Consider the following 12,348-nt stretch of genomic DNA (forward strand, 5'->3'; position numbering starts at 1 on the left):
GATAATTAGCATCAGCCGCATTAGCTGTGTTCAATTTATAGATAAAAAATTATGTCTGATACATTTACCATACATCTCAAGATTTGGCGACAAGACGGCCCCGATCAACCGGGTAAGCTGGTTGATTATACCCTTGATAAAGTTAACGAGCATATGTCTTTTTTGGAGATGCTCGATGTACTTAACGAGGAAATTGTCGCAGAAGGTAAACAAGAACCCATCGAATTTGATTATGATTGTCGTGAGGGCATTTGCGGTTCTTGTAATCTGGTGATCAACGGTCAGGCTCACGGGCCCAAAGACATGACTTGTACTTGTCAGTTGCATATGCGAAACTTTAGTGATGGTGATACCATTGTTATTGAGCCGTTTCGTGCCAAGGCATTTCCCGTTATTAAAGATCTGGTCGTCGACCGATCAGCATTTGATCGCATTATCGAAGCCGGGGGATATGTTTCTGTTAAAACAGGGTCGGCTCCAGATGCTAACTCTATTCCGATCGATAAAACAGTAGCCGATACGGCTTTTGATTATGCTACTTGTATTGGATGCGGTGCCTGTGTGGCGGCTTGTCCAAACTCTTCGGCTTCGTTGTTTACCGGGGCTAAATTGGCACACTTGAATCGACTGCCACAAGGGGAGCCTGAGCGTAAGAAGCGTACGGTTGCCATGGTCGAACAGATGGAAGAGGAGGGCTTTGGTGATTGCTCTAATTACGCAGAATGTGAGGCTGTTTGCCCCAAAGGGATTTCTATCTCTGCTATAGCTGAGATGCGCCGAAATTACATGAAAGCTGCTTTTGCAGGTGAAGAGGTATAAATTTCGGCGTGCAAATGTGTTTTTGAGAAATATTTATCATTAATTTATTCGTTATAAAAGCCCGACCACTTATGGTCGGGCTTTTTATTTTATCGCTTATAAAAACTTCCCAGAATAACGAGTTGAAATAGCCAATTTAGCGCATTTTATCTATCATCTCGAAAGAGGTTTTGATTCCTCTGATGAGCGCTGAACTTAGCCCATTGTGTTCCATTTCATTTAATCCCGCAATAGTACAGCCTTTTGGAGTAGTTACTTTGTCGATCTCCTGTTCGGGATGACCGCCGGATTCTAACAGCAGTGCTGCTGCTCCGCGTGCCGTTTGGGCCGCGATTAGCTGTGCATCACCAGCGTGAAATCCCACTTCTATGCCACCTTGAGAAGCGGCGCGAATATATCGGAGAAAAAAGGCAATACCGCATGCTCCTAACACGGTTGAAGCCTCCATTAGTTCAGTTTCGATGAGTAGCGTTTTACCCATGGTTTCAAAAAGTTTTACGGTGAGTTTTTCCGCCTCGTCGTGAGGTGTTTTCTCAATGCAGGTCATAGCCTGATTGATGGCAGCTGCTGTGTTTGGCATTACTCGCAATATCTGAAATCCGGAGCCCACCATTTCTGCAATTTCTTCATCCCTCACACCTGCGATCGTTGATATCAGGATTTGTTCCTCAGGATCTATTGCAGGTTTAATTTCGGAAATTAGGGACTCTATTTGCATAGGTTGCACCGCAAGAATAATAATTTCAGCATTCTTAACAGCTTCAATATTATCATCCGTTACGGAGACATTTTCAGCTTCCAGATGTGTGATAAGTTCCACATTTCGCCTGGTTACAGTTACGTTGTATGTGGATCCTGCCTCTTTCGTACGGGCCAGCCCTTGAGCTAATGCACTTCCGAGATTTCCTCCACCGAGGATAGCAACTTCAGTTTTCATAGAAAGTAAATGTTAGTTGTTGGAATTAAAGACGGCGTTAAATTTTTTTTGAATTTCCTCATTGCAAAGATTGCTGATGCTACCCTCGTGCGTATGTCGGATATTTTTATTCGGTTCAAAGTCTCCCTCTTCAATAGCTTTTCCAATATCTTTGTAAGCCACTCTAAATGGCACACCTTGCTCTACTTTATCATTCACTGCTTCCACACTGTAGATGTATTTGTATTTATTATCCGCAATGACATCTTCATGAACTTGCATCTGCTCTATCATCAACTTACAAGTATAAAGGCACGATTTGACTGTTTCCACCGCAGGGAACAGTTTTCCCTTGAGCAGCTGATAATCTCGGTGATAACCGCTGGGTAAGTTATTAATAATTAGGGTAAGTTCATTGGGAAGCGACTGGATATCGTTGCATTTTGCGCGGATAAGTTCAAAGGCATCCGGATTTTTTTTATGAGGCATTATGCTGGAGCCGGTTGTGAGCGAATCAGGAAAGGACAGAAAATCATAATTTTGATTACAGTACAAACACACATCCATTGCCATTTTCGATAACGTTCCGGCCACTGCACTCAACCCAAAGGCTGTAAATTTTTCAAGACGACCGCGGCTCATCTGTGCTGCCACAGAGTTGTATTTGAGCGTGCTGAATCCCAGTAATGTTGTAGTTATTTCCCGATTGATGGGAAGAGAGCTCCCATATCCTGCAGCGGAACCGAGGGGATTTTGGTCTGCAATATCAAACGCTGCATTGAGTTGATGAAGATCATCAATGAGGGATTCTGCATAGGCGGCAAACCACAAGCCGAAAGAAGAGGGCATGGCCACCTGCATATGGGTATAACCAGGAATGAGAACCTCTTTGTGGGTTTCACTCAAATCAAGAAGCTGTTCAAAAAGGGGTTTTATAAGCTGTTTTATTTCATTGATTTGATCTTTGACGTACAAGTGAAGGCATACGAGGACTTGATCATTACGGGATCGCCCGGCATGGATTTTCTTGCCCGTGTCGCCCAGAGCTTGTGTTAACTCATATTCAATTTTCGAATGGACATCCTCAAACTCTTCCTCTATGATAAAGGTCTCCTCGCTGATCGTTTCTCCTATTTTTTCGAGCTCGTTTGCAATAGCACGGTATTCCTGATCAGAAAGTAGTTCAACTTTCTTCAACATCTGCGCATGGGCTTTGGAGGCTTCGATATCGTATTTGGCAATTTCTAAATCCAGCACCCGATCGTCACCTACCGTAAACTGTTCAATTATTTCATTAGTGGATTGGTTTCCCTGTTTCCAAAGTTTCATCTGCTATAGTATTTGAATTAGAAGCGTAATGTATGTGTGGATCCCTTTAGCAATCTCATCGAGATAAATAAATTCATCTGCAGTGTGAGAGCGTGCTGATTTTCCCGGACCAATTTTGATGGAGGGAACCGGAAGCAAAGCTTGGTCTGACAGTGTCGGCGATCCAAAGGTCTTCAAGCCGATGGCTTTACCAGCGCTGACAATAGGATGGTCTTCAGCAATGAAGGAAGGTTGTAACCGTGTTGATCGAGGGGTCACTTCCGAAATGAGATAGTGCTGTATAATCGCTAAGGTCTCCTCGTTTGTATAGGCATCAGTAGTTCGAACATCCACAGTAAACGAACAGTGGTCTGGCACCACGTTGTGTTTGGTTCCACCTTTGATGATAGCAGGAGTCATTTTTATCGGCCCCAGAAATTCAGATTCTTTTTTAAAATTATAGAACTGAAGCCATTCAATGTCTCCAGAAGCAATACAAATGGCATTTTGCCCCTCATTTCGGGCAGTATGTCCACTTTCTCCCTTGGCCAGGCAGTCGAGCACCATCAGGCCTTTTTCAGCTATAGCCATCTGCATTTGGGTGGGTTCGCCTACGATCCCAAATTTGATCGGGGGTAATTTTTTAAAGAGGGATCCAATGCCGTTATTTCCTGAGATTTCTTCTTCCGCCGTTATTGCCAAAAGGAGATTATAGTTGAGTTTTTTCTGCTCATAGAAATGAATAAAGGTAGCAATCAGCGAGCTTAAAGCCCCTCCGGCATCATTTGAGCCGAGTCCATAGAGTTTACCGTTTGCAATATCAGGATTGAAGGGATCCCTGGAGTAGGCTGTGCTGGGGCGTACCGTATCGTGATGGGAGTTCAGCAAAATGGTCGGTTTAGTGGCATCAAAGTGCTTGTTTTTTGCCCAGACATTATTGAGATGTCGCTTTGCCTTAATACCATTTTCTGATAAATAATCACGGATCACTGCGGCCGTTTTAGATTCCTCTTTAGAAAATGAAGGGATGGCAATAAGTGCTTTGAGCAGATCAATAGATTGGCTGGCTAATGGATTCATAATGTTAGTTCAGTCCCCGTTTGGTTCGATAGATTATGGGCATGTTTTATATGCACATTTTGGACATCCTGGTATAGGGCTTCAAAGGCCGTATCCAGTTTAGGTATCATTCCGTCTTTGATAACTCCTTTGGCTTTTAGATTTGTGAAGGTTTCTTTACTCAGTAGTTCGATCAGGGAGTCTTCATCATTGACATTTTGTAGTACACCGGGCTTTTCAAAACAGTAGCTTAATTTTACTTTGCACGTTTGGCAAAGGGCTGCAGCCAGGGTTGAGGCAATGGTATCAGCATTGGTATTGAGCAGTTGACCGTTGGTGTCATGCGTGATAGCAGAGATTACAGGGATGATTTGTTCATCCAGTAATCGCTTAAGGAAGTACGTACTGATGGATTCCCTATCAATATCTCCGACAAAACCGTAGTTGATTTCGGTACCACTCCGCTTTTGAGCAGGAATGATATTGAGGTCTGCGCCCGACAGTCCCAGCGCATTGGCAGATTGGGCTTGGAGCTTGGCCACAATATTTTTGTTGATTAGACCGGCATATACCATTACCGCAACATCCAGCGTTGGGCTATCGGTAATGCGTCGTCCGTCTTTCATCTGGATAGGAATATCCAGCTTTTGGCACATGTCAGAAGCGGAACTTCCACCGCCGTGTACCAATATTTTAGGATGATCAAGCTTCGTAAATTCATCCATAAACTTTTCGAGCATGTGGTGGTTGTCGATAATATTTCCACCGATCTTTATGATCTCCAGTGTATTCATTATAGATCCTCCAGCAGATTTTGAAGGACAGCTTGGGCAGCGTATTCGCGATTTTTGGTCTGTTCAAATACCAGCGATTTGTCGATAACCTCATCGGTTGCCACTACATTTCGTCGGATTGGCAGGCAATGCATGAATTTTCCATTATTGGTTAGATCCATTTTTTCCTGGGATATGGTCCAGTCATTCTCAACTGATGGAGTTTGTCCATATTGGGAATAACTCGACCAATTTTTCGTATAGACAAAATCGGCATTCTCAAGCGCTGATTCCTGATCATTGGTAATGGCAACGCCATCCGTAAACCTTTTACTGAGTCCATATCCTTTGGGATGGGTCAGCGTGATCGCAGCATCAGTTTTGGTAATCCACTGGAGAAATGAATTGGCGACTGCCTGTGGAAGAGCCTTGGGATGCGGTGCCCAACTTAGTACTATATTAGGTTTGGGAATATTCGATTCGGCAATGGTCGCCAGGTCTGTCAGTGACTGCAGGGGGTGCAAGGTAGCCGATTCCAAGCTTATAACGGGAACGTTGGAATGCTCTATAAATTTTTTAAGCACTTTCTCCTCGTAATCTTCGTCACGATTTTTGAGATTTGCAAATGTTCGCACCCCCATGATATCGCAGTAACCGCTGATGACCTGCACCGCATCTTTGATATGCTCTTGGGTTGAACCGTCCATGACAGAGCCATCCTCAAATTCTATATTCCAGCCATTCTTGTTAATGTTCATTACAATCACATCCATGTCCAGATTTATGGCTGCATTTTGGGTGCTCAGTCGCGTTCGCAGACTGGGATTAAAGAAGATAAGTGCCAGTGTTTTATTGGTGCCCAGAGTAGATCGCTTACCATTATTTTTTATCTCGAGGACTTGCTGTATCAATGATTGAGGATGTTTGATATCGTGTACTGAAGTAAAATTTTTCATCGTGGTTAGTGCTGTGTTAGAATGTTTTGTATTGCTACTATGAATTGGGTAGCCTCTTTTTTTGAAATTGTCAGCGGGGGAAGCAGCCGCATTACATTGGGATTAGAAGAAACGCCAGTGATGATGTGTTTCTTTTCGATAAGAGATTGTCGTAGTTTCTTGATGGGAAAGGGAAATTCTACACCTATCATTAAGCCGCGTCCGCGTGCTTCTTTGATTGGAGTAAGGGTTGCAAGCTCGTTAAGAAGGTATTGTCCTACTTCCGCGGCATGGGTAACGAGTTGTTCCTTTTCGATTACATCCAGTACGGCACCAGCTGCTGTGCAGGCCAGATGATTACCCCCGAAGGTAGAGCCCAGTCGTCCGTAGTTGGCTTCAAATTTGGGACTTAGGATGGTGCCTGCTACGGGGAAACCGTTGCCCATTCCTTTTGCTACTGTAATGATGTCGGGTTGGATACCGGCATGTTGGTGTGCAAAGAACCGGCCGGTACGTCCGAAACCGGACTGAATTTCATCGCAAATCAGTACGGTGTTATATTTCTCACAAAGTTCTTCAACCTCTTTTAGAAAAGCATTTTCAGGAACACGAATTCCCCCAATACCTTGTATTCCTTCGATAACGACAGCGCAAATATCACCTTGGCTGATTTCTGATTCCAAGGCTTCAATATCATTAAGTTCCAGAAAAACAACGTCGCTGCTTTTATTGATCGGGGCCGTGTAGGCATCTTTGTCAGTGATGTTTAGCGCAGTGGTCGTACGTCCATGGAATGCTTTTTCAAACGAAATGACTTTCGATTGGCCATTGTGAAAGGAGGCCATCTTCAGGGCATTTTCAATAGCTTCGGCGCCAGAGTTACAAAGAAATAGCTGGTAGTTTTTATAGCCGGATTGCTTGCCAAGTTTTGCCGCTAATTTTTGCTGCAGTGGGTTTTGTACCGAGTTTGAATAGAAGCCGATGTTGTTTAGCTGATCAGTAATCGCATCGACATAGTGTGGATGACTGTGACCAATAGATATCACAGCATGGCCGCCATAGAAATCCAGGTATCTGTTCCCGTCATTACAATACACATAGCTTCCTTTGGCTTTTACGGGTTCTAAATCAAGTAGGGGGTAAACGTCAAAGATTTCCATATTAGAAATGAGTGGGTTTAAGCAGAAGTCCATTGGTTTCATCGAGGCCGAACATCAGGTTCATGTTTTGGAGAGCTTGTCCAGATGCGCCCTTTAGTAGATTATCGATAATACTGGTGATCAGCAGTTGTCCGTTTTTTTTCTGAAGATGCAAGAGGCATTTGTTGGTGTTGATTACCTGTTTGAGATGCAGCGGATCAGGGCTGATATATACAAAAGGGCTATCGGAATAAAACTCCTTAAACAGTGATTGGGCGTTTTCAAGGGATATACCGCTCTTGGTATAAGCAGAGATGAATATGCCCCTCGTAAAATTCCCGCGCATTGGTACAAAATGGAGCTCAGAATCGAAGTCATCGGATAACTGCTTGATGCTCTGTGTTATTTCCGTGACATGCTGGTGATTAAGAGCCTTATAAACAGAAACATTACTATTACGCCAGCTAAAATGCGTGGTGTCACTAAGCGAGCTTCCCGCCCCGGTAGAACCGGTAATGCCATGAATATGAAGGTCGTGCTGCAGACCCGATGCTTGTGCCAGGGGCAGCAGTGCCAGTTGAATAGCTGTGGCAAAACAGCCGGGATTGGCTACGTTTTTTGCTTTCTGGACAGCGTTCTTTTGAAGCTCTGGCAGCCCATAAATAAATGGGCGTTGGTGATATGATTGCTGTCCCTCAAGACGAAAATCGCGGCTCAGATCAATGATATTTGTAGTCGGTGCTACAGGATGCTTTGTTAGAATTTCAGCCGAATTGCCGTGGCCGGTGCACAGAAAAAGCACATCAATGTCACGATTCACCTTGGAGCTGAAGTGGAGATCTGTTTCTCCGAGCAGGTCGTTGTGCACGGTAGTAATTGGGTTGCCGTGTTGGCTCCTGCTGTATATAAAATCGATTGTAACTTCCGGATGATTGAGTAGCAGGCGAATAAGTTCTCCGCCAGTGTATCCCGATCCTCCTATAATTCCCGCGTTAATCATTACTGTTCACCGTTTTATGGATATTAATTTGATTAGATAAAATCTTGGCAAATCCCCTCACATCGTCACCGCTCCAGCCCTTGTTCATTTCTCCATAATCCCCGAATTTCGCATTCATCAGATCATTCGGCGACGAAATGCCATCGATTTCAAAACGGTATGGATGCAACGTAATTTTCACTGATCCTGATACCGCTTGTTGGGTAGATTTCATAAAATTCTCAATATCCCGCATGACGGGATCAAGGTATTGTCCTTCGTGCAGCATCATTCCATACCATTCGGCCAGTTGGTTTTTCCAGTAGAGTTGCCACTTGGTAAGCACGTGTTTCTCAAGATGCTTGTGCGCGTTTATCAGAATTATCGGCGCGGCAGCTTCAAATCCTACTCGGCCTTTAATGCCAATAATGGTATCACCTACATGGATATCCCGCCCTACCGCATAAGCCGAAGCGAGTTTGTCAAGATGTTTTATCAGTTTTACGGGTTGATAGTGTGTGTCGTTTAGTGCAACCGGTTCTCCATCTTCAAATATCAGTTCGATGGTCTGGGATTCTTGCTTTTCCATCTGGCTGGGCCAAGCTTCCTCGGGTAAGGGCTCGTCAGAAGTCAATGTTTCGGCTCCGCCAACGCTGGTGCCCCACAGGCCTTTGTTGATGGAATATTTGGACTGGGCCCAATCGAAGTCAAAACCGTGATCTTGCAGGAATTTTACTTCTTGCTGGCGGCTTAGCTGCTGGTCACGGATGGGAGTTATGATTTCCAATTCGGGTGCCATTACATTGAAGATTAAGTCGAAACGCACTTGGTCATTGCCGGCTCCCGTACTGCCGTGGGCTATGGCTTCGGCTCCGATACTTTTGGCATATTCGGCGATAGCTACAGCTTGGAAAATACGTTCGGAGCTAACCGATAGTGGATAGGTGTCATTTTTCAACACATTGCCGAATATGAGGTAACGGATAACGTTTTCGTAAAAGGCTTCGGTTTGCTTAAGTGTTTGATGGGAATCCGTGCCCAGCGAATGGGCATGTTCTTCAATATCCGTTAGTTGCTGCTCAGTGAATCCACCGGTATCCACCAAGACGGTGTGTATGTTGGCATCAAAGGTTTCTTGTAGATACGGTACGCAGTAAGAGGTATCAAGTCCGCCGCTGAAGGCAAGTACAATTTTTTTCTTGTTATTCATAGGTAATAGGGTAAATGGTTCCTAAAGAAAATGGTTTGGAGATGTCCTGTAAGCTGATGTAGGTCAGGCTTTTTTCAGCTCCGCCGGTTTTTGGAATCTTCTTTCTCGTCGGGATCGTAGAGCATGCCGGTACAAAGGCAGTCTTTGCGATCTTCGCTGGTCAGAATATCGTAATTGGGACAACTTTGGCAGCCCTTCCAGAATTCTTCATCTTGGGTAAGCTCGGAGAAAGTGACTGGCTTGTATCCCATATCAGAATTGATTTTCATCACCGCCATGCTTGTAGTAATTCCAAAAATTTTGGCTTCGGGATATTTCTGGCGCGAAAGCTCAAAAATTTGCTGTTTGATACGCCTGCCGAGCCCCATCATGCGATAATGCGGATGGACGATGAGGCCTGAGTTGGCAATATAGTTGTCGTGACCCCAGTTTTCTATATAGCAAAAGCCGGCCAGTTTGTCATCGTCTTGGTCAATGGCAATAACCGCTTTGCCTTCAGAGATCTTGTTTTTTATATATTCTGGAGCACGTTTGGCAATCCCAGTGCCGCGCTTTTTGGCAGCCTTTTTCATGAGATCGCAAATTTGATCTGCGTAACAAAGATGATCAGTGTCAGCTATAGTAAGAGAAATATCCATCGTACGGCGATGTTTAATACAGCAGCGATACAGGTATTCGCTGGAAGAAATAAAGTTTTAAAAAATGAGGGGACGAGAGGAGAGGTACATTAGCATGTACTCTCCTATTGGAGAGTTATTGTTGAGCCCGAAGGGCCCGTCGCCGTAGGCGAAAGCGGAACGTAGAAATGCCTGCAACAGATCGGCTGTCGCTGGAAGAAATGATATGTGTTCCGTTTGCTTTCATGGTCGGATAAAATGGATGGTTCTGAGCAAAAAGGCAAATATCAATTTGTTTGTCATGAAAATGTGTTTTAAAGCTGCTAAAATCGCCCGTAACCTTGGTATTATAGAGATTGTTTTCAGTGATATTATCAGACCATATATACATAAAAGACCGAAATAGATAGCATTTTACATGCGGTTATATTAACAGTTCTTCTAAAATTCAAAGTCTGTCACTTTTAAAGTGATTCTCATTTAATACACCAGTTTAATGTGCAGAATTTGTGTCAAGCTTGGCAAGCGAGTGGAAAATTGTTTCGACAGTTTAATTTTGATGGAATGTAAAGCTCTTATCGATCAAGAGATGGAAGAAAAAACTTCTTTGTAAAAACTATAAATCCTTTTGGGCGTTTTACGGCAAAATAATTATATATCCGTTTATGAGCTCTACAAAATTCAAACAGGCACAACAGGCGCTCCAGAAATATTGGGGATTTCCTTCTTTTCGTTCGGGGCAGGATGAAGTAATACAGGCCGTGCTGGATGGCAAAAATACGATGGTGCTCTTTCCAACAGGCGGCGGAAAGTCGCTTTGCTATCAGGTTCCGGCAACGGTATTAGATGGATTGACGATTGTAATTTCGCCGTTAGTTGCTTTAATGCAAGATCAGGTTGAGCAGCTTAACGATCGTGGAATTTCTGCCACTTTTGTGAACAGTACGATTTCATCGTGGGAGATTGAACAGCGTTTTGCCAACGCTCGCAACGGAATGTACGATCTGTTTTACTGTTCTCCGGAGCGACTCAAAACAACGTTGTGGGAAGCAGAGATGCCGAAGCTGGATATCGATCTTATCGCTATTGATGAGGCACACTGCATTTCGGAGTGGGGGCACGATTTTAGACCGAGTTATCGTGAGATCCGTCCTACATTAGAAGATATCGCTGATGAGGTGACTTGGATTGCTTTAACAGCTACCGCAACGCCGGAAGTACGTGATGATATTCAGAAGAGTTTGGAATTGGAAAACCCTGTTATTGTTTCCAAAGGTTTTGATCGTCCCAACCTTAAATGGTGGGTTGTTGAAACAGCAAAAAAAGATCAGAAACTTTTTCAGGCTGTTAAAAAAGCTACTCCGAAAGGGTCGGGACTTATCTATGGAGGCACTCGACGTAACTGTGAGGACCTAACCCAAAAGATGGAACAGAAGCTGGGGATAAAAACAAAGGCTTACCATGCGGGAATTGATTCGGCGGACCGTCAGCAAATTCAGCAGGAATGGGTTGACGGGGATATCCCGCTTGTTGTTGCGACTAATGCTTTTGGGATGGGAATTGACAAAAGTGACTGTCGCTATGTGATCCATTATGAGATGCCTTATTCACTGGAGTCTTACTATCAGGAGGCGGGTAGAGCGGGCCGTGACGGAGAAGAGAGTTTTCCCATACTAATATTCAAGGAGTCGGATGCTATAATTGCTGAACAAAGAATTAAGGATTCCTATCCCGGGAAAGAAGAGTTGCAGAAAGTGTATGATGTGCTTTGCGATGAACTGAATCTGGCGGTAGGTTCGGAGATGGAAGAGCGGGAAGAAGTATCCATTAAAGCACTTCAGAAACGTTCAGCTTTATCGTATAGAAAAGTACGAACAGCCTTGGATGTCCTTGGACAGTTGGGTATGATTGAAATGGTTGAGCATATAAGTCCACAGATTGGCGTACACTTTATAGTGAGCCAGGATTATATCCATGATCAGATTAACGGGTTGGAAAACCAACAAAAAGTAGAATTTCTGGATATTCTTTTTCGTCAGTTTGGAGGGGAGGCTTTTGGTAAAATGAAGTACCTGGAATTTGATTACATCCAAAGAAAGTTGGGTGTTTCGGCCAATGCGGTAAAGAAGGGATTGCAGGTTCTTCAGGATCGCGATCATATATTAAAGTATGAATCTATTGGGGAGCTGCCATTGATTAAGCTGATGGAGGAGCGTCGTTCGAACTTGTCATTAAGTACGGAAGAACTGGAAAAACATCGCGATAATCTGTTGCAAAAGCTGGAATATATGAAAGGGTATGTTTCTACTGAAAACTGCCGCGAAGTGTATATTCGCCATTATTTTGGTGAAGAAAACGTTGAGCGGTGTGGGCATTGTGATAATTGCCTGAATGCGAAAAATGCTGTCACCTCAATAAAAAGTGAAGAAATAGATCAGATTAAAAAGATTCTCGAAAAAGATTGGCTATCTTTTGCCGAGATAGCGGACCGAGCCGGATGGAATAAAGATCGAACCAAACACTTGCTGAGCTATCTGATCCGTGAGGAAATGGTAATTACCAGAAAGGATAAATACGGTTGGAATAGTTAGCA

Annotated in this window: 12 protein-coding genes; 2 read left to right on the plus strand and 10 right to left on the minus strand. The window is 43.8% G+C overall.

Features of this window, described 5'->3' with window-relative positions; all coding sequences use genetic code 11:
• Positions 1-51 precede the first annotated feature (51 nt).
• Positions 52-819 carry a succinate dehydrogenase/fumarate reductase iron-sulfur subunit gene (locus ACQ76V_RS03595; RefSeq protein ID WP_440999111.1) on the plus strand — a complete coding sequence of 256 codons (768 nt, stop codon included), beginning with the start codon at positions 52-54 and terminating at the stop codon, positions 817-819.
• A gap of 136 nt (positions 820-955) precedes the next feature.
• Here ACQ76V_RS03595 and proC read toward each other — a convergent pair whose 3' ends face one another.
• The 10 genes from proC to ACQ76V_RS03645 form a co-directional block, all read right to left on the minus strand.
• Positions 956-1,756, minus strand: coding sequence for a pyrroline-5-carboxylate reductase (proC, locus tag ACQ76V_RS03600; protein WP_440999112.1), 801 nt, complete (start codon positions 1,754-1,756; stop codon positions 956-958).
• A 12-nt stretch (positions 1,757-1,768) separates the two neighbouring features.
• Positions 1,769-3,064: an argininosuccinate lyase gene (argH, locus tag ACQ76V_RS03605; protein WP_440999113.1), complete on the minus strand. Its 1,296-nt coding sequence runs from the start codon at positions 3,062-3,064 to the stop codon at positions 1,769-1,771.
• Between the two features lie 3 nt (positions 3,065-3,067).
• Entirely contained in the window at positions 3,068-4,126 is a 1,059-nt protein-coding gene (locus tag ACQ76V_RS03610; protein WP_440999472.1) for a M20 family metallo-hydrolase, read from the minus strand.
• Positions 4,120-4,896 carry an acetylglutamate kinase gene (argB, locus tag ACQ76V_RS03615; RefSeq protein ID WP_440999114.1) on the minus strand — a complete coding sequence of 259 codons (777 nt, stop codon included), beginning with the start codon at positions 4,894-4,896 and terminating at the stop codon, positions 4,120-4,122. The genes ACQ76V_RS03610 and argB overlap by 7 nt, the downstream gene beginning before the upstream one ends.
• Positions 4,896-5,831, minus strand: coding sequence for an acetylornithine carbamoyltransferase (locus ACQ76V_RS03620; RefSeq protein ID WP_440999115.1), 936 nt, complete (start codon positions 5,829-5,831; stop codon positions 4,896-4,898). The genes argB and ACQ76V_RS03620 overlap by 1 nt, the downstream gene beginning before the upstream one ends.
• Before the next feature lie 5 nt (positions 5,832-5,836).
• The gene (locus ACQ76V_RS03625) at positions 5,837-6,970 is read right to left on the minus strand and encodes an aspartate aminotransferase family protein (RefSeq protein WP_440999116.1); all 1,134 of its coding nucleotides are present in this window, start codon (positions 6,968-6,970) and stop codon (positions 5,837-5,839) included.
• A gap of 1 nt (position 6,971) precedes the next feature.
• Positions 6,972-7,949, minus strand: coding sequence for an N-acetyl-gamma-glutamyl-phosphate reductase (gene argC / locus ACQ76V_RS03630; RefSeq protein ID WP_440999117.1), 978 nt, complete (start codon positions 7,947-7,949; stop codon positions 6,972-6,974).
• On the minus strand, positions 7,942-9,138 hold the full coding sequence (gene argG, locus ACQ76V_RS03635; RefSeq protein ID WP_440999118.1) for an argininosuccinate synthase: 1,197 nt from the start codon (positions 9,136-9,138) through the stop codon (positions 7,942-7,944). Before argG ends, argC begins: the two co-directional genes overlap by 8 nt.
• Before the next feature lie 74 nt (positions 9,139-9,212).
• A complete protein-coding gene (locus tag ACQ76V_RS03640; protein ID WP_440999119.1) occupies positions 9,213-9,776 on the minus strand; it encodes a GNAT family N-acetyltransferase in 564 nt (187 codons plus the stop codon).
• A gap of 115 nt (positions 9,777-9,891) precedes the next feature.
• Positions 9,892-10,146, minus strand: coding sequence for a hypothetical protein (locus tag ACQ76V_RS03645; protein WP_440999120.1), 255 nt, complete (start codon positions 10,144-10,146; stop codon positions 9,892-9,894).
• Between the two features lie 274 nt (positions 10,147-10,420).
• Between ACQ76V_RS03645 and ACQ76V_RS03650 the strand changes: the two genes are divergently transcribed.
• A complete protein-coding gene (locus ACQ76V_RS03650; protein WP_440999121.1) occupies positions 10,421-12,346 on the plus strand; it encodes a RecQ family ATP-dependent DNA helicase in 1,926 nt (641 codons plus the stop codon).
• The last annotated feature ends 2 nt before the right edge of the window (positions 12,347-12,348 follow it).

Source organism: Fodinibius sp. SL11 (genome assembly GCF_052060035.1).
Taxonomy (GTDB): domain Bacteria; phylum Bacteroidota; class Rhodothermia; order Balneolales; family Balneolaceae; genus Fodinibius.